The sequence below is a fragment of the Erythrobacter sp. YT30 genome (assembly GCF_001542875.1).
GTDB lineage: Bacteria > Pseudomonadota > Alphaproteobacteria > Sphingomonadales > Sphingomonadaceae > Erythrobacter.
The window spans coordinates 899,606-916,317 of sequence record NZ_LMAF01000001.1; the positions used below are offsets into that span (position 1 = coordinate 899,606).

17 protein-coding genes and 1 tRNA gene are annotated in these 16,712 nt (G+C 57.2%); 9 read left to right on the forward strand and 9 right to left on the reverse strand.

What is annotated here, in order from left to right:
* The first annotated feature begins 130 nt into the window (after positions 1 to 130).
* The gene (locus AUC45_RS04370) at positions 131 to 787 is read left to right on the forward strand and encodes a hypothetical protein (protein WP_067598609.1); all 657 of its coding nucleotides are present in this window, start codon (positions 131 to 133) and stop codon (positions 785 to 787) included.
* Here the strand turns inward: AUC45_RS04370 and AUC45_RS04375 are convergent.
* The gene (locus AUC45_RS04375; protein WP_067598612.1) at positions 784 to 1,557 is read right to left on the reverse strand and encodes a TlyA family RNA methyltransferase; all 774 of its coding nucleotides are present in this window, start codon (positions 1,555 to 1,557) and stop codon (positions 784 to 786) included. The two genes, AUC45_RS04370 and AUC45_RS04375, sit on opposite strands and share 4 nt — an antisense overlap.
* Between AUC45_RS04375 and AUC45_RS04380 the strand changes: the two genes are divergently transcribed.
* From AUC45_RS04380 to AUC45_RS04410, 6 genes are all read left to right on the forward strand, one after another.
* The gene (locus AUC45_RS04380) at positions 1,520 to 2,167 is read left to right on the forward strand and encodes a hypothetical protein (RefSeq protein WP_233998530.1); all 648 of its coding nucleotides are present in this window, start codon (positions 1,520 to 1,522) and stop codon (positions 2,165 to 2,167) included. The two genes, AUC45_RS04375 and AUC45_RS04380, sit on opposite strands and share 38 nt — an antisense overlap.
* A gap of 535 nt (positions 2,168 to 2,702) precedes the next feature.
* Positions 2,703 to 3,782, forward strand: a complete 1,080-nt coding sequence (locus AUC45_RS04390; protein ID WP_067598621.1) for a branched-chain amino acid aminotransferase — start codon at positions 2,703 to 2,705, stop codon at positions 3,780 to 3,782.
* Between the two features lie 3 nt (positions 3,783 to 3,785).
* Complete coding sequence (locus AUC45_RS04395) at positions 3,786 to 4,811, forward strand: rhodanese-related sulfurtransferase (RefSeq protein WP_082700944.1); 1,026 nt, start codon at positions 3,786 to 3,788, stop codon at positions 4,809 to 4,811.
* Positions 4,808 to 5,479 carry a glutathione S-transferase gene (locus tag AUC45_RS04400; protein ID WP_067598625.1) on the forward strand — a complete coding sequence of 224 codons (672 nt, stop codon included), beginning with the start codon at positions 4,808 to 4,810 and terminating at the stop codon, positions 5,477 to 5,479. Before AUC45_RS04395 ends, AUC45_RS04400 begins: the two co-directional genes overlap by 4 nt.
* Positions 5,480 to 5,527: 48 nt before the next feature.
* Complete coding sequence (locus tag AUC45_RS04405) at positions 5,528 to 5,908, forward strand: hypothetical protein (protein ID WP_067598628.1); 381 nt, start codon at positions 5,528 to 5,530, stop codon at positions 5,906 to 5,908.
* 65 nt (positions 5,909 to 5,973) lie between these two features.
* Complete coding sequence (locus AUC45_RS04410; protein ID WP_067598631.1) at positions 5,974 to 6,372, forward strand: hypothetical protein; 399 nt, start codon at positions 5,974 to 5,976, stop codon at positions 6,370 to 6,372.
* A gap of 7 nt (positions 6,373 to 6,379) precedes the next feature.
* Here the strand turns inward: AUC45_RS04410 and AUC45_RS04415 are convergent, their stop codons facing one another.
* Positions 6,380 to 8,449 (reverse strand): NAD(+) synthase, encoded by a 2,070-nt coding sequence (locus AUC45_RS04415; RefSeq protein ID WP_067598635.1) that lies wholly within the window; start codon positions 8,447 to 8,449, stop codon positions 6,380 to 6,382.
* A 189-nt stretch (positions 8,450 to 8,638) separates the two neighbouring features.
* Between AUC45_RS04415 and yghU the strand changes: the two genes are divergently transcribed.
* A complete protein-coding gene (yghU, locus tag AUC45_RS04420; RefSeq protein ID WP_067598638.1) occupies positions 8,639 to 9,496 on the forward strand; it encodes a glutathione-dependent disulfide-bond oxidoreductase in 858 nt (285 codons plus the stop codon).
* Between the two features lie 76 nt (positions 9,497 to 9,572).
* Positions 9,573 to 9,647: transfer RNA gene (locus AUC45_RS04425), tRNA-Gln, on the forward strand.
* A 1-nt stretch (position 9,648) separates the two neighbouring features.
* Here AUC45_RS04425 and AUC45_RS15840 read toward each other — a convergent pair.
* The 7 genes from AUC45_RS15840 to AUC45_RS04455 form a co-directional block, all read right to left on the reverse strand.
* Positions 9,649 to 9,825, reverse strand: a complete 177-nt coding sequence (locus tag AUC45_RS15840; RefSeq protein WP_197409504.1) for a DUF5522 domain-containing protein — start codon at positions 9,823 to 9,825, stop codon at positions 9,649 to 9,651.
* Between the two features lie 45 nt (positions 9,826 to 9,870).
* On the reverse strand, positions 9,871 to 10,632 hold the full coding sequence (locus AUC45_RS04430) for an SDR family NAD(P)-dependent oxidoreductase (protein WP_067598643.1): 762 nt from the start codon (positions 10,630 to 10,632) through the stop codon (positions 9,871 to 9,873).
* A 68-nt stretch (positions 10,633 to 10,700) separates the two neighbouring features.
* Complete coding sequence (locus AUC45_RS04435) at positions 10,701 to 11,654, reverse strand: NAD(P)/FAD-dependent oxidoreductase (RefSeq protein WP_067598647.1); 954 nt, start codon at positions 11,652 to 11,654, stop codon at positions 10,701 to 10,703.
* Positions 11,655 to 11,685: 31 nt separating this feature from the next.
* Positions 11,686 to 12,672: an L-histidine N(alpha)-methyltransferase gene (gene egtD / locus AUC45_RS04440; protein WP_067598650.1), complete on the reverse strand. Its 987-nt coding sequence runs from the start codon at positions 12,670 to 12,672 to the stop codon at positions 11,686 to 11,688.
* A 4-nt stretch (positions 12,673 to 12,676) separates the two neighbouring features.
* Positions 12,677 to 14,011 (reverse strand): ergothioneine biosynthesis protein EgtB, encoded by a 1,335-nt coding sequence (gene egtB, locus AUC45_RS04445; protein ID WP_082700946.1) that lies wholly within the window; start codon positions 14,009 to 14,011, stop codon positions 12,677 to 12,679.
* A gap of 61 nt (positions 14,012 to 14,072) precedes the next feature.
* Positions 14,073 to 15,143, reverse strand: coding sequence for a sensor domain-containing diguanylate cyclase (locus AUC45_RS04450; RefSeq protein ID WP_067598653.1), 1,071 nt, complete (start codon positions 15,141 to 15,143; stop codon positions 14,073 to 14,075).
* Positions 15,144 to 15,263: 120 nt separating this feature from the next.
* Positions 15,264 to 16,649 carry a class II 3-deoxy-7-phosphoheptulonate synthase gene (locus tag AUC45_RS04455; protein WP_067598656.1) on the reverse strand — a complete coding sequence of 462 codons (1,386 nt, stop codon included), beginning with the start codon at positions 16,647 to 16,649 and terminating at the stop codon, positions 15,264 to 15,266.
* Between the last annotated feature and the right edge of the window lie 63 nt (positions 16,650 to 16,712).

The following is a 16,712-nucleotide window of genomic DNA, read 5'->3' on the forward strand; positions in this document are numbered from 1 at the left end:
CCTCGATGCCGTCGGCCGTTTTGTATCTGGGAGTTATCTGCATGATCGCTGCAATAACGCCTTGAATTCGATCACAACCAGGCAAATTCCCGGCTGTACCTAGCCAACTCAGTTGCTAAGGTCGTCCGGTATGACACCGATCCAAGCTGCTCACACTGTTATCGAAACCATCACGCAGATGGCTGCGGAGCAAAAACCGCTCATGCTGCGCGTTGTGCCAGAAAAAGGCGCTACATTCTGGACGCATTATCCCAAAGGCGATGCACGCGATAAGAATTGCAAGAGCCGCTGGTATTATCACGTCCATGCCGCTGGAAGCCGCGATGAAGATGAGCACGGCCACTTCCATCTGTTCATGCACCGCGATCAATTGCCCAAGGGTCTGGAGCCCAAAGTGTGGCCGCCGCAGGGCGAAGATGCGAAAGCCCACGTCACCCATCTGATCGGCCTATCGATCGACACAAACGGCATTCCGCGCAGCTGGTTCGCGGTCAACCGATTTGTGACCAATGAATTTCTCTACCCCGCTGATGTGATGATCGAGCATTTGCCCGATTTCAACGTCGATCACACCAAACAAGATAACCTCGTTAATCGCTTCGTGACTGCGATGGTGGCACTTTACCGTGACGAGATTGCCGAGCTCTTGCGCGAACGCGATACACGACAGGCAGAGCTGGTCGCCGAGCATGGCGAGAAGGGGTACGAAAAAGCGAGCGGCGTTGAGGTATTGGCCCAAATCCCGATTGATCTGGATGAGAAAATTGGCTCGCTTGAGCTAGCCTAATTTCTTTCAGCCGCAATCAGGAACTCAATGTTGCCTTGTGGACCTGTAATCGGGCTTTGGACAACTCCTTTGATATCCCAGCCAAGCCCCTGCAACCATTCGCGAACTTCGCTACAAACCCGCTCATGCAGAGCGGTATCGCGCACCACGCCGCCCTTGCCCACTTCCTCGCGGGCAACTTCGAATTGCGGCTTGATAAGCGCGACCAACTGACATTCGCGCGCCGCCATCTCTAGCGGCCGTTCAAGCACTTTCGAAAGCGCAATAAAGCTCGCATCGCACACCACCCAATTGCAGTCTTTTGTGATGTGGGCGTCAGTGAGTATCCGTGCACTCGTCTGTTCAAGCACAGTCACACGAGGGTCCTCACGCAGTTTCCAGGCGAGCTGATTGGTGCCGCTATCGACGGCGAAGACATGCTCTGCGCCATTGGACAGCAAAACATCGGTAAAGCCACCGGTCGAGCTCCCGATATCCATCGCAATCGCGCCAGTAGGATCGAGGTCAAAATGCTCCAAAGCGTGCGCAAGTTTAATCCCGCCCCGGCTCACCCAAGGATGATCGCGACCGCGAACATCGATCTCCGCGTCTTCGAACACTTGCTGTCCTGGCTTTGAGAGCTTCTGCTCCCCCAGGAAAACCACCCCCGCCATGATCAGAGCCTGGGCCCGTGTGCGACTTTCAGCCAAACCCCGCTCAACCAAGAGTTGGTCAGCGCGCATCTTCTTAGGCTTGCTGGCTTTTTTTGAGGATGGCGGCGAATTGGTCATGGACGGCTCAACCGATAGCTTGCATTGGGAATGCATGGAAGCGATCCATTTGAAATGCATCACAGCGCTCGCAATGAGCCTTTCAGCCTGCGCTTGCGTCCCCTCGGTCGATGAGCCCGCTCAGCCAGCCTCACCTGCACCAACGCCCATTGCAACGCCAGCACCCGCGCCCACTCCTACTCCAACGCCTGTGCCGGTCGTCAATGAGCCGGCATATGATAATTACCTCGATGCACCGCAAACGGCGGGGGCATGGAGCTATCGCGATGCGCCGCAGCTCAGTTTTGCGACGTTTGGTGAAATCGGGAAAGCCGCTGTGTTTGGCGTGGAATGTGCCAAGCCTTCACGCCAGATACGATTGGTCCGCGGGGGAGCCAGTTCAGGACCTCGCGTAATGACTATTCAAACGGAAACGACTGAGCGCACGCTCGATGCGCAGATATCACCCGATGGACGGCCCATGCTGATGGCGCTGATCCCAGCTGGCGATCCGGTGCTCGATGCGATGGCGATCACCAAGGGCCGCGTATCGATTGGCGTTGAAGGGATGCGGACACTGTACGTGCCCGTCTGGGTGGAAATCAGCCGCGTGATTGAGGATTGTCGATAACGACACGTGGGTTTGGGGGATTAGGAACGGTGAGCGTCAGCACGATCCTTCTCCGATTCTATCCGTTAATATCCACAGGTGTTTCCACAACCTGTCCACAAATGCGCCCACACCCACTGCGCACGACAAAAAAGCCCGGAAAACCCCGCGGCACCTCATTCTGATCTTGTGTGGGAGCGAGCGAGTATGACTTGGGAAAAGTTTTTTTCAAGTCTTGTCATCAGCGCCCCGACGACTCAAATATGTGCTCGAGGCCAGCGGCGAACGCGGCTCTCGGCCCGCCGGTGAAACGCACGGGTCTTGGCTTACTAGCGCGAAAGGAGGTGATCCGATGTCTCATGGTTCAGTAGAGAGGTCGGCAAGTTTCCGCGCGAGGCATATTCGGTAATTCATCCTACCGAGTAAGGCTTCGTGAGCGGCGCTTACCGCCGCTGACCATGAAAGGGCGTTTCCTGACCGAAAGGCGGAAACGCCCTTTTTGTTTTGCCCCTTGTTTTGGTTGTATCGGGCCTCCTCCCATATTAACCGCACTCCCATGGAATTCACTCGCATCCCCAACCCTGCCCCGACGCCCAATGAGGCTCGCAAAGCCGCCATTGCCGATCCCGGTTTCGGCACTGTCTTCACCGATCACATGGTGACCGTCGATTATGACGAGGCAAAAGGCGGCTGGCATTCAGCGCAAATTGGGCCGCGCGAACCTATTGCGCTCGATCCGGCGGCGAGCGTCCTGCATTATGCGCAGGAAATCTTTGAAGGGATGAAGGCTTTTCCCCACGCAGAGGGCGGCCTTGCCCTGTTTCGCCCGGAAGAAAATGCGCGCCGTTTCAATTCGAGTGCGCAGCGCATGGCCATGCCCGAAATACCGGAGGAACTGTTCCTCGATGCGGTCAAACTCGCAGTGGAAACCGATGCCGCGTGGATGCCGCCAGTCGATGGCGGATCACTCTACATTCGGCCATTTATGTTTGCATCAGAAGCATTCTTGGGCGTGCGTCCGGCAAAACAATACAAGTTTGTCGTCATCACCGTTTCGACAGGGAACTACTTTAAAGGAGGCATAAACCCGGTCAAAATCTGGGTCGCGCAAGGATATGTCCGCGCAGCCCCAGGAGGCACTGGCGCGGCGAAGACAGGTGGCAATTACGCGGCCTCTCTCGTCCCTCAAGCCCAAGCGATTGAGAATGGCTGCGATCAGGTCGTCTTCCTCGATGCCATCGAGAACAAGTGGATTGAGGAACTGGGCGGCATGAACCTGTTTTTCGTGCGCAAGGATGGCTCAGTTTTCACTCCGCCTTTGACCGGCACAATCCTGCCCGGCATCACCCGCCACAGCCTGATCGAAATGCTGCAGGAAGAGGGACTTGAGGTCCGCGAAGAGCCCTATTCAATCGACCAATGGCGCGAAGAGGCAGAAAGCGGCGAACTGCTCGAAACACTTGCTTGCGGCACAGCAGCCGTGGTGACGCCAGTGGGAACGGTGGCCTCACCCGATGGCGAATTCACAATTGGCACAGGCGGCATCGGCCAAATGGCCATGAAAATGCGCGAAAAGCTGGTGGGTATCCAGAATGGCCATCTCGAAGACAAGCATGGCTGGGTAATGCGGGTTTGAGAAATGACGGAGTGCATCACAGTCGCCGCCCTCTATCGTTTCACGCCCTTCGACGATCACGAAGCGCTCAAAGGTCCGCTTAAGGCTGTTTGCGAAGAAGCGGGCACCAAAGGCACGATCCTGCTCGCGCATGAGGGGATAAACGGCACCATTGCAGGTTCGCCAGAAGGCGTTGCCAAAGTGCTCGATCACATCCGCGCTCTGCAAGATTGCGCTGACACTGACGTCAAATTCTCCACCGCTGAGGAAATGCCGTTTAACCGCATGAAAGTGCGGCTTAAGCGGGAGATTGTGACTATGGGCGAACCTGGTGTGGACCCGCGCGCAAGCGTTGGCCGCTATGTCGATCCACATGATTGGAACGCGCTAATCTCGGATCCCGATACGGTCGTGATCGACACGCGTAATGATTACGAGGTCGCAATCGGCACGTTCGAGGGCGCGATTGATCCCAAGACACCGAGCTTCCGTGACTTCCCGGCATGGTTTCGCGAAAACCGCGAAGAATTACTCGAAGGCAAAAAGAAAGTCGCGATGTTCTGCACGGGCGGGATACGCTGCGAGAAATCGACTAGTTTCCTGCGCCAAGAGGGCATCGAAGACGTCTTCCACCTGAAGGGCGGCATTTTGCGGTATCTCGAAACCGTCCCCCAAGAAGAGAGCAAATGGGACGGTGAATGCTTCGTTTTTGACCAGCGCGTCTCGGTAAAACACGGGCTCGAGCTGGGGTCTTACGGCCAGTGTTTCGCCTGCCGGATGCCGCTTTCTCAAGAAGAGATGGCGTCCCCCGACTATGCCCCAGGCATCAGCTGCCCGCATTGCATTGACGCGCGTGACGACACGCAGCGCGCCCGCTATGCGGAGCGGCAAAGGCAGCAGCAGCTCGCCAAAAAACGTGGCGAAGCGCATGTCGGCGCGACCGTCGAGCCCAAGATGGAAAGCGGTGTGCAACTGCCCGGTGGCGGGTGGGAAGCAAACTTTCCCGGCGGCTTGATAAGCGATGGTGAGGAGCAGGAGGCAGACGCGTGAGCGCTTCTCCCATTCTCTATTCCTTTCGGCGCTGCCCCTACGCGATGCGTGCGCGCATGGCCCTGTGCATCGCTGACATTCCGGTGGAGCTGCGCGAGGTCAAGCTGTCCAACAAGCCGCCTGGATTAGCGGAGGCATCACCCAAAGCGACTGTACCAGTCCTGGTTTTGCCCGATGGAACCGTAATCGATGAAAGCATTGCGGTGATGCGTTGGGCGCTGGCGCGCAACGATCCAGAAAACTGGCTTTCCGGCGATGATCAGGCCTTGATCGATGAGGCCGATGGCCCGTTCAAGCATCACCTTGATCGTTACAAATATCCGGTCCGCTATCCGGACGAGAATGGCGGTGATGAAAGCGCATTCGGCCTTCATCACCGCAGCCAAGGCCTTGCGATCCTGCAAAAGCTCGATGAGCGGCTCGCGGAAAGCAAACAGCTTTGCGGGGATCGCCCTACCCTTGCTGATATTGCGCTGTTTCCGTTCATCCGCCAATTCGCAAACACCGACAGGGCATGGTTCGATACTCAGGATCTCCCGCACCTCCAGCGGTGGCTCGACGCGCATCTCAAGTCAGACTTGTTCGCCGCCATCATGCCCAAGTTTGATCCGTGGAAGGCTGGCGATGAGCCAATCCTCTTCGCGCCCCACGGTAACCTTGCCCATTAAGACGTCGAATTGACCTGATGTTTACCAAGCGCTGCTACGACTCGTTCGATGAGCACGCTTGCCCCAAGCCAGACGATCAAGCGCGATGATTTGCGCGATGAGCTGTATTTCAGCATTGGCGGCTTTTGGCCTCACGAAGAAATGCTCGGATTTCTTAATGATCTTTCGCGCGCGGCAGGCCCGTTCATAAAGGCAAAGAAACCTTTCGTTTCAATCGGAAACTTTACAGATTTCGTCCCACAAAACCGCGAAACCGCCGAAGCGATCCGCGATAGTCTTCTGCTTGCAGCCAAGAACGGTTTGAAACGCTTCGCCGTCGTCAATGCTGCGCCACTCGTGACCCTGCAATATCGCCGGATTACGAAAGACATGGATGTCGAGTTTTTTGAAACTGAATCAGCTGCCCGGGCCTGGTTACACGCGGATTGAGACGCCTACCTCACGCTCAACCCCATTCTAAACGTTTGTTTACTCAGCTATTTTAGGTGATCGCAATGTCAACGACCGCTGCCCCGACACTTGAGCCTCACTATTCCGTCACCCGCATCGACGATTCAGGTGAAATCCACTTTTCGATGAGTGGCTTCTGGTCGATGGAAACCATGACCGAATTTCAGCGCGAATTGCTTGCAGCGGGAAAGCCATTCTTCGAAAACGGCATAAAGATGCGCTCGCTTGCTGATCTCAGAGGCTTTGTCGCACAGAACAAAGACGTGTCGAATGCAATCCGGACCGTGGTGGTCGAAGCCATCAAGCTGGGCACAATCCGTAGTGCGGTCGTCTACGACAGCATGCTTGTTAAAATGCAGTATGCGCGTCTCAATGAGGGTCTCGATCTGGAAACCTTCGAGAGCAAGGACGAAGCGATCAAGTGGCTTCGTCGCCCGGCTTAATCGCTGCTTACTTTTCTGCGCCGGGTGGAAGGCTAGACCGCAGTTCCTCTACCCATACATCAGCAACGCTATCCGATGGCGCCCGCCAATCGCCGCGCGGTGACAATGCGCCGTGAGAGGACACTTTTGGCCCATTTGGAAGCGCGCTGCGCTTGAACTGAGAAAATCCGAAAAAGCGCTTCAGGAATTTTTCAAGCCACCCGGCAATCTCTTCGAGATTGTATTGGTGTCGGCGCTCCTCCGGAAAGCCCGACGGCCAAGCGCCCGCCGACGCATCCCGCCACGCGTGCCATGCTAGAAACGCTATTTTCGAAGGCTTCTGACCATATCGGATCGTGTGGTGCAGGAAGAAATCGTTCAATTCATACGGGCCAATATGCGCCTCCGTATCCTGAATTGCCCCGTCCTTGTCCGCAGGCACGAGTTCGGGCGAAATTACAGTGTCATAGACGGCCATGAGCACCTTGCTGCATTCAGGCAGGAATTGCTCGGTTTCAACGGTCCAACGAATGAGATACCGGATCAGCGTCTTGGGAACGCCTGCATTGACGCCATAGTGGCTCATATGATCGCCCACGCCATAGGTACACCAGCCGAGCGCCAGTTCACTCAAATCGCCAGTGCCCACGACAAACCCTGCATGCTGGCCAGCAAGGCGGAATAGGTAATCTGTGCGAAGCCCGGCCTGCACATTCTCAAACGTCACATCATAAACCGGCTCACCCTGCGCAAACGGATGGCCCATGTCTGTGAGAAGCTGGTTGGCAGCGGGCTTAATGTCGATTTCTTCAGCCGTGATTCCGAACGCGTCCATAAGCTTCCACGCGTTCGATTTCGTGGCGTCCGAGGTTGCAAAGCCCGGCATCGTGTAGCCGCGAATGGTGGTGCGTGGCAGTCCCAGCCGATCGCAAGCCTTCGCCGCAACGATCAGAGCGTGCGTGCTATCGAGCCCGCCTGATATGCCGATGACGAGGCTCTTGGCCTTGGTAGCCTCAATCCGGCGCATGAGTGCATCGACCTGGATGTTGAAGGCTTCGTAGCAGTCTTCGTCCAACGTTTTCGCGTTGTTGGGTACGAACGGAAAGCGGCGTACAGGGCGGATGAGGCCAATGTCGGCAGTCTTCGCTGCGTGTTCGAACGGTATCTGCCTAAAGGTATCTTCGGGCCTACCAGCAGCTTCTGCAGCATCGCTCCATGTTTGATTGCGCATGCGCTCCGCCGCGATCCTATCGGTATCGACGTCGACAACGCACAATTCAGGCTCAAGATCGAAGCGCTCGCTTTCCGCCAGCAATCCGCCCATTTCATAGATGACGCCTTGCCCATCCCATGCAAGCTCGGTGGTGCTTTCACCGTGCCCGCTGGCCGAATAGACGTATGCGCAAATTGAGCGCGCGCTCATCGAGCGGCAGTGGAGGTGACGGTCATCCGCGCGGCCGATTGTGATGGGCGATGCGGACAGGTTGCACAGGATATTCGCGCCGGCGAGTGCAGCCATGGTACCGGGAGGAATGGGCGCCCAGAAATCCTCACAAATCTCCACGCCAATGGTGAAGCCGGGCAGATTGTGCGCGGCGAAGACTAGATCGGTGCCGAAGGGAACTTCGAGATCGCCGACAGCGATCCAAGCATCTTTAATGCCGCGCCCATGCGAGAAATAGCGTTTCTCGTAAAATTCGCGGTAATTGGGCAGATAGCTTTTGGGGATAACACCCAGCAGCTCGCCGCGCGCAATCACCAGCGCGCAATTATACAGCTTCCCATTGCGGCGCAGCGGCGCTCCCAGCACCAGAACGGGCGTCAATGCCTCGCTCGCCTCAACAACTTCAGCGACGGCGCGCTCGACTCTGCCGATCAAAGCGTCCTGCAAATGGAGATCATCAATCGCATAGGCCGACAGCGTCAGCTCTGGATAGACTAGCAGATCGACATGCTGATCATGCGCCTTTTGCGCCTCCGCAATGACGCTAGAGGTGTTGAACGCCACATCCGCCGGACGCACGCACGGCGTCGACGTCGCCACACGGACAAGGCCATGGCGATGCAGATCGTAGAAAGGATGCGTGTTCTCGCTCATATTTCCGCCCTTTAGCCGCAATTGGTTAAAGTGCCTAGCGATGGAAGGTTGGCATCCAAGAAAGGTCAGCTTTCGCGCTCAGATGCGATTGTTTGCCGCAATGCGCTTGCGCGAATGATGCCAAGCCTCCACTTGGCTTTTCACGAAGGGCATCAGGACAATTCCCCTTAGATTAAGGAGCACACCATCATGGCCGATCCAACCTACACCCCGCCAGAAGTCTGGAGCGCAGACACAGTAAGCGGCGGCCGCTTTGCCTCGATCAATCGCCCTACCGCTGGCGCGCGTGAGGAAAAGGAATTGCCCAAAGGGGACAACCCCTTTCAACTGCACTCGCTCGCCACCCCCAATGGCGTGAAGGCGACGATCATGCTCGAAGAACTCCTCGAAAAAGGTCATTCGGGCGCGGAATACGACGCTTTCACCGTGAACATCGGCGAAGGTGAGCAATTCACCAGCGGATTTGTCGGCATCAATCCCAATTCCAAGATCCCCGCGCTGATCGACAATTCAGGCGACAAACCATTTCGAATCTTCGAATCAGGTGCAATTCTGGTGCATTTGGCGGAGAAATTCGGAGAATTCCTGCCCACCGATCCCCCCGCACGTGCCGAGGTGCTGTCCTGGACATTCTGGCAAGTCGCAAGCGGGCCTTTCATCGGTGGCGGGTTCGGCCACTTTTATGCCTATGCGCCCGAAAAATACGAATATCCGATCAACCGCTACGCCATGGAAACCAAGCGGATATTCGACGTCGCAGACCAGCGTCTAGCGAAAAGCCGATACCTCGCCGGCGATGAGTACACCATCGCCGATATTGCCAATTTCCCGTGGCTGGCCCCGTTCGTTTTCGGCCAAATCTACAACGAGGCGAAGACATTCCTCTCGATCGATGAATACACAAACGTCGCGCGCTGGGTTCACGAAATCGCTTCACGTCCGGCTGTGAAGCGCGGGCGGATCGTCAACAAGACATGGGGCGATGAAGATGCACAATTACGGACACGCCACTCTGCTGCCGATTTCGAAGGCAAGAAACTGGATTGATCTGGGAACCTCACCAGCTTTGGTGAGGTTTTCCCTTCACATCTGAAAATGGCGCGTTATATCGCGCGTCTCCTGCTGGGGTGTAGCCAAGTGGTAAGGCACCGGTTTTTGGTACCGGCATTCGCAGGTTCGATCCCTGCCACCCCAGCCAATCACTTCACATTGACGTGCTCGAACGGGCAATGCCTGCACTTTGAACCGCAGCAAACCCCGCGTTTCTCGTGGGCCAGCCTTGTGAAGACCACATACCCAGTTGCCGGATCGACATAGCTAAGCTCCCCGCGTTCGCAGGCGGCTTGGTGTATCGAGTGGTAGGCAGGTTCGCTCATGATGGGTGTGCCTACAGCCGCTCCATCGCGTGAGATCAAGGGAATTTAGGGTTTGCCCGACATTGCGATGCACTGTCCCGTGATCCATTCGGATGCGGGGGCGACGAGATACAGCACCAGCCCGGCAATATCTCTCGGCGTGCCGAGCCTTCCTGCGGGCAATTGCAATTGTTCAAGCAACGGGCCGAAATCCTCATCCGACATATTGAGCGCTTTTTTCACGGTATCGGTCGGCACAAATCCAGGCATGATCGCATTCACCCGCGTCTTTGGCCCCAGCTCCATTGAAAGCGTCTTCGTCATCATGTTCACACCTGCCTTCGCGGCGGAATAGTGCGCACTACCCGGGAAAGGCTCGAGCCCGGCCAATGACGAGATGTTTACCATCGCGCTCCCCTCTCCCAAATGCGGAACTGCGGCCTGCACGCTATAGAAGACCGAGGAAAGATTGACCGCCAGCGTCTTGTCCCATTCGGCAGTGTCCAGTTCGGCGAGCGGAGCGGAAACCAGCGATCCCCCCGCATTGTTGACCCAGATATCGAGCCGTCCAAATTCATCGATTGCGCGCTGTGCGAGCGCCATCATAGCATCCCGGCTCGAAACATCAGTAGGCTGGGTGATCGCGCGCGACTGGTTCTTCGCGTCGTTGATGGTTTTTGCCGTATGCTCGATCTGATCTGCAGATCGCGCCGCGCACACTACATTCGCGCCCGCCTCTGCCAGCAAGGTTGCAATCCCTTCGCCAATCCCGCGGCCTGCCCCGGTGACAACGGCTGTCTTGCCTGTGAGGTCGAAGAGTTCCTGCATTCTGCCTGCTCCCATGTCTGGTTTTGCAAGAGAGAATGGAGCAGGGCCATGAAGGCGTCCACTAACCCTTATGGGGTTCGCAGCACCTTTGACGCGAGCGCTTGGCCGGAAAGAAACGCCCCTTCAACGCGAGGTGAGTGAAGATAGTCGCCTGCAATGCCGATCTTGGCCTCGGCATCGTAATGTGCGGATTCTCCGTTAAGAGATGCTGGCATGGCATACAGCCAGCGATGCGCGGCGCTGTGGATGGGTACACTGCGTTCGATGCCCATTTGATCGAAGAAAACCTCGACCAAATGCGATGCCGCTTCCTCCTGGGGCATATCGATGATCTCGCGCGATTTCTGGGGGCTCGCATGCAGCACCCATGTTTCGCTGCCCGTGCGATGAGGTTTAGCCGAATTGCGCGCGGCCCAGCTGATCGGCGCATCGGGCATCCGCACCGTGTCAGCGTCCAGCCCGATTTTCTGCGCAAAAGCAGCCATCACAGCCCAGCACGGCTCTGAAGTAACGGAGCCAGCAATCGCCCCAAAATCTGGCGAGCAAGGCTCTAGCAGCTCGCTCGCCTGCTCAGCTGGGACGCATACAAGCAGAATATCTGCCTCAAAACTGTCCGTGCCCGCATCCACGAACCATCCTGTTGTTCGCGTCAAGGCCTCAGCGCGCACGCCCCAGCGGACATCGAGATCTTGTGCCATGGCGCGGATAGGGCCGTTCATTCCGGGAACCCCAACCCATGCAGCATCGCCGTCCGCTTTCTCAGCTGCAGTCCAACGTTCGACGACGCCTTGTTCTTGCCACTCGGCTATTCGCCTCTGGAAAGCAGGATCACGCGCGGTGAAGTATTGCGCGCCATGATCAAAACTCACTGTTTCGCCAGCAATTTCTGCTCGCCGTGCAGCCATGCGTCCACCCGGGCCGCGTCCTTTATCAAGGATTGTTACTGAATGCCCCGCCCGCGCCAACTCGCCCGCGCAAGTAAGGCCTGCCATTCCGGCGCCGATGACGATGATTTCGCTCATGTCCGCTCACCTAAGACGCTTAGGGCTTGCGTCAAGGCGCGCTGCGATTGGGCCGCGCCTCGGCAAGGATCAGTGAAAAGCGCTTCTTGCTATCGAGCCAGCGCTTCTGCGGCTCCCATCCCCCAGCAAGCAGCAGCATATTGCCAGTTCGGCGATTGAATTTGTGGCTGTTTTCGGTGTGGATCGTCTCGCCTTTGCGCATCGCAAACCTCTCACCCGATACGGCGAAAGCGATGTCTGATAACGCGACCAGGTGCATCTCGATGCGCGCAAAATCATCATTCCAGCGCGCCTCATGGCGAAGCTTGTCCGCCGGGATATCGCCATCCAATTCGCGGTTGATGCGGGCGATGAGATTGGTGTTGAAATCGGCTGTCACACCAGCCGCATCGTCATATGCCGCGACCAGCATATCTTCATCCTTGATCAGGTCCATCCCGATCAGAAGCTGCGCGCCCGTCCCCAGTGTTTCACGCATGGATCGCAGCAGATCCACAGCCGTGCGCGCCACCATATTGCCTATGGTGGAGCCAGGGAAAAAGCCGAGCTTTGGCAAGTCGGCGACCGCTTTTGGGAGCTCGACCTGCCGCATAAAATCAGCTTCGACAGGATGCACCGGAAGGCGGGGAAACTTGGCAGACAGGTCTTTCGCCGCAGCGCGCAGAAAATCGCCCGATATATCGAGCGGAACGTAAGCGGCAGGATCAATCGCCTTCAGCAAAAGCGGCGTCTTAACAGAGGAGCCTGAGCCAAATTCAACCACGGCGCGGTTTCGGCCAATCAGATCGGCGAACTCATCGCCGTGCTGCGTCAAAATCTCTGTTTCAGCACGGGTCGGGTAGTATTCTGGAAGCTGCGTGATATCCTCGAACAGCTGCGATCCCGCATCATCATAAAGCCAGCGCGCAGGGATTGCCTTTTGCGTTTGCGACAGCCCTTTCAAGACGTCGGCACGAAACGCGTTGGCGACGCCTGCATTATCGCGATCCACCAGCATCAACCCATCTGATGTTGCCATTGCCCTAAATGTCCTTTGCGAGCCGCAGCCCGGTGAATTGCCAGCGCTGATGCGGGTAGAAGAAGTTGCGGTAGGATGCTCGCGAATGCCCACGAACGGTCGCACAGCTGGCGCCCTTCAGGACGCACTGCCCGCTCATGAATTTGCCATTGTATTCGCCAACGGCGCCCGATGCGGGCTTGAAGCCGGGATAAGGCAGATAAGCTGAGCGGGTGAATTGCCAGCAATCGCCAAACAGGCTTTCTCCACCGCCGGGCATGGGAGCATAAGCTCCGTCCAATTGATTGCCGCCGGAAGGGTTATGCGCTGCAGGTCCTTCTTCCTGCCCCCGCGCAATGGCTTCCCATTCGAATTCGGTCGGCAGCCGCATTCCCGCCCAGGTCGCGAAAGCATCCGCTTCGAAATGAGAGATGTGCGTGACCGGCGCGTCCGGATCGCGCTCCTGCCATCCTTGATGGGTGAAGTAGGCATCACCACGCCAATAGAGCGGTGCGGTGATGTCATTTTCTTTCACCCAAGCCCAGCCATCGGACAGCCACAGCGAAGCGGTGTCATACCCGCCATCAGCGATGAACTGCGTCCATTGATCATTGGTCACCAATCGCCGCGACAAAGCAAACGGTTCGAGCAAAACCCGGTGGCGCGGCCCTTCATTGTCGAAGGCAAAACCTTCGCCATCAGTGCCAATCAGCGCGATCCCACCCGGATGCTCATACCAGCCCACACCGCCTTTTCCCGCCGACATGGCTGGTTCCGGCGCGCCGTCCCAAATTGCGGGCCCGGTTGGGTTCTGGAAAAAGCCATGTTTGATATCAGTCAGCAGCAATTCGATATGCTGCTGCTCATGTGCGATACCGAGTTCGATAAGCTGTGCGCGCTCAGGGTCTTCCAACAATGGTACCATGGCCTCATCGACGGCGCCGCGCCATTCGAGGATTTCGCTGAGCGACGGACGTGACAACATGCCACGCTTGTCTCGCGCTATGCGTGCGCCTTCAGCCTCGTAATAGGAATTGAAGAGGAACGGGTAATGCTCACTAAACAGGTCATACCCTTGCGCATATTCACGCAGGAGGAAAGTCTCCCAGAACCATGTCGTGTGCGCGAGATGCCATTTGGCAGGAGAAGCGTCTTCCATTGATTGCAGACACGCATCGGCATCGCTCAATGGCTCAACCAGTGCCTCGGTTAAAGCGCGCGTTGCGGCGAAGCGATCTTTCAGAACCGCCGCCTGATCCGCCCCATCTGCATCTTGCGGCCTTTGAAGGCCCACAGGCTCCTCCTGTTGCGCGCGGCTGCTCCCGATGGAAACGCATAACCGTACGTTGGCAGCAGCCATGCCGGAACTTGCGAGCAATTGAAAGGGCTTAGGTCGCGACTTCGCGTCGCTTCACCGGGCTTCAAGCCGCCATGCAAACCTTGTTACGGCCCGTTTTCTTCGCGTCATACAAGGCAGTATCCGCTCGCGCGAAAAGCGTGAGCGATGTGTCGCCTGCTTGCCAATCAGCATAACCAATGCTGATCGTCACTGAGGGCACTTCGCCAACCGAACTACCTCGCGCAATCGCATCGCGCAGCCTTTCAGTCATCTTTCGAGCGAATTCTTGATTGGCGCCGGGAACGATCCAAACGAATTCCTCACCGCCAACACGTCCTACCAGATCACCTTCTCGCGCTTGCTGCAAAGCAATGCGGGCCACATTCTTGATGACCTTGTCGCCTTGCGGATGGCCGTGCGTGTCATTCACCAGTTTGAAGTGATCAATGTCGAACAGCACCAGAACAAGACTCCCTTCGCTGTGGCGCGCGTTCATGATCAAACGATCGAGTTCGGCCATGACCCGGCGCCGATTGGCAAGTCCCGTCAAAGGATCGGTGTCGGCCAGATCGCGGGCGCGCCGTGCCTCCTGCACCGCAATTTGCCGTGAGAATTCAAGCTCGCGCTCGCGTTCTTTTTCGTCGGTTACATCGCGCAAGACAGCAACCACGCGGCTTACCTCTCCGCTATCCCCGCGCAAATTGCATGCCTCAACGCTGACGGTTCGCGGATCGCTACTGGCGCCATTAATCTCAAAGGACATCGCGAACGGCCCCTGCACGCTCGCGCGCTTTGTAACGTTGCCGATGAGATCGACATCGTTTGCATAGAGAAGCGTTTCAGCATCGCCTTCGACAAACGGTTCATCGTGCTGAACCCCGAACATCCGCCGCATTCCGAGCGACCACTGCTGCGCTCCGGTGGAAGGATCGTATTGCCATATGCCCAGCCCTGCCATCTTCTCTGCCATGCCGATTGTGCGCAAAAGGTCGCTCATCCGGCGGGCGCGTTCGCGAGCAATTCGGGCAATGATCTGAGTTTCGCGGCGGGCTCTGAGCACCGACACACATGCGACCGTTGCAATCAAGCCGAGCGCTATCGCTGCTGCGAACAGCGCCGCAGAGCCGGAATTGGAGGCAGCAAGGTACTCCATCCGGGCCCGGATAAGGGCAAACCCTTGTTACGTTGCCCCGGTGTACCCTCGGGTAAATACCTATACGAACCGAGGGGCCGCGTGAACGGCACCTGTTAAGCCGCCGTCAGCAATTGGCGATCACGCAGCGTCGGCTTCCGCTATGCCCATCTTTTCGCCAACCTCGTTGTTCAAGGTTTCAGCGATCAGGAAAGCCAATTCGAGCGATTGTTCCGCGTTGAGCCGCGGGTCGCAATGGGTGTGATAGCGGTCCCCCAGCGCATCGTCGGTGATGGCTACTGCACCGCCAACGCATTCGGTCACGTCCTGTCCAGTCATCTCGATATGGATGCCGCCAGGGTGAGTTCCTTCGTCGCGATGCACTGCGAAGAAGCCCTTCACCTCGGTTAGAATGCGGTCAAACGGACGCGTTTTATAGCCGCTGTCCGATTTGATGACGTTGCCGTGCATCGGATCACAGCTCCACACAACAGGATGTCCTTCGCGTTTCACAGCCTGAACCAGCTTTGGAAGCCCATCTTCAACCTTGTCATGGCCAAAACGGCTGATGAGAGTGATGCGGCCAGCTTCGCGCCCGGGATTGAGCTGATCAAGAAGCCGAATAAGCGCATCTGGCTCAAGCGATGGGCCACATTTCATGCCCAGCGGATTACCAATGCCACGCGCAAATTCGATATGCGCGCTGCCGTCAAACCGGGTTCTGTCGCCAATCCAGAGCATGTGTGCAGACGTCGCGTACCAATCACCCGTCAGCGAATCCTGCCGTGTGAGCGCTTGCTCGTAAGGCAGCAGCAGGCTTTCATGACTGGTGTAAAAGCTTGTTCCCTGCAACTGCGGCACCGTGCCCGGATCCACACCGCACGCTTCCATGAAGTCCAGCGCTTCGCCGATACGATCCGCGGTTTCAGCGAATTTGTCAGTCCAAGGCGTGCGGCCCATGAAATCGAGCGTCCACTGATGCACCTGCCGCAAATTCGCATACCCGCCACCCGCGAATGCGCGCAGCAGATTGAGCGTTGATGCAGCCTGAGAATAGGCGCGCACCATCCGCATGGGATCGTTGCGGCGCTGTTCCGGAGTGAACTCAATCCCGTTGATATTGTCACCGAAATAGCTCGGCAGCGTTATTTCGCCCTTGGTCTCTGTCGGCGCAGAACGCGGCTTTGCGAATTGGCCCGCCATCCGACCAACTTTTACAACGGGGCGCTTGCTCGCAAAGGTGAGCACAACCGCCATCTGCAGCAGCACGCGGAACGTGTCGCGAATGTTGTTGGGATGGAATTCGGCAAAGCTCTCAGCGCAGTCACCGCCCTGCAGCAAGAACGCCTTGCCATTGGCAACTTCTGCAAGGTCTGCCTTAAGCGCGCGCGCCTCTCCCGCAAAGACAAGCGGTGGATATGCAGCCAGAACCTCTTCGGCCTGAGCCAATTCGTTGGCGTCTTCATAAGCGGGCAAGTGCCGCGCTTCGTGGGCTTTCCAGCTCTCTGGTGTCCATGTTGTTGTCATGGCTTGTGCTTTCTATTTTTCTTCTGTTTTCGTTCGTGCGGCGGCGCGGCTACACGGGTCGTG

Coding starts and splice junctions, on each gene's coding strand:
- AUC45_RS04390 (WP_067598621.1), top strand. CDS start 2,703: ATGGAATTCACTCGCATCCCCAACCCTGCCCCGACGCCCAATGAGGCT.
- AUC45_RS04415 (WP_067598635.1), bottom strand. CDS start 8,449: ATGAGCGAGAACACGCATCCTTTCTACGATCTGCATCGCCATGGCCTT.
- AUC45_RS04435 (WP_067598647.1), bottom strand. CDS start 11,654: ATGAGCGAAATCATCGTCATCGGCGCCGGAATGGCAGGCCTTACTTGC.
- AUC45_RS04375 (WP_067598612.1), bottom strand. CDS start 1,557: ATGACCAATTCGCCGCCATCCTCAAAAAAAGCCAGCAAGCCTAAGAAG.
- AUC45_RS04455 (WP_067598656.1), bottom strand. CDS start 16,649: ATGACAACAACATGGACACCAGAGAGCTGGAAAGCCCACGAAGCGCGG.
- AUC45_RS04395 (WP_082700944.1), top strand. CDS start 3,786: ATGACGGAGTGCATCACAGTCGCCGCCCTCTATCGTTTCACGCCCTTC.
- egtD (WP_067598650.1), bottom strand. CDS start 12,672: ATGGCAACATCAGATGGGTTGATGCTGGTGGATCGCGATAATGCAGGC.
- yghU (WP_067598638.1), top strand. CDS start 8,639: ATGGCCGATCCAACCTACACCCCGCCAGAAGTCTGGAGCGCAGACACA.
- AUC45_RS04410 (WP_067598631.1), top strand. CDS start 5,974: ATGTCAACGACCGCTGCCCCGACACTTGAGCCTCACTATTCCGTCACC.
- AUC45_RS04450 (WP_067598653.1), bottom strand. CDS start 15,143: ATGGAGTACCTTGCTGCCTCCAATTCCGGCTCTGCGGCGCTGTTCGCA.
- AUC45_RS04430 (WP_067598643.1), bottom strand. CDS start 10,632: ATGCAGGAACTCTTCGACCTCACAGGCAAGACAGCCGTTGTCACCGGG.
- AUC45_RS04370 (WP_067598609.1), top strand. CDS start 131: ATGACACCGATCCAAGCTGCTCACACTGTTATCGAAACCATCACGCAG.
- AUC45_RS04405 (WP_067598628.1), top strand. CDS start 5,528: ATGAGCACGCTTGCCCCAAGCCAGACGATCAAGCGCGATGATTTGCGC.
- egtB (WP_082700946.1), bottom strand. CDS start 14,011: ATGGCTGCTGCCAACGTACGGTTATGCGTTTCCATCGGGAGCAGCCGC.
- AUC45_RS15840 (WP_197409504.1), bottom strand. CDS start 9,825: ATGAGCGAACCTGCCTACCACTCGATACACCAAGCCGCCTGCGAACGC.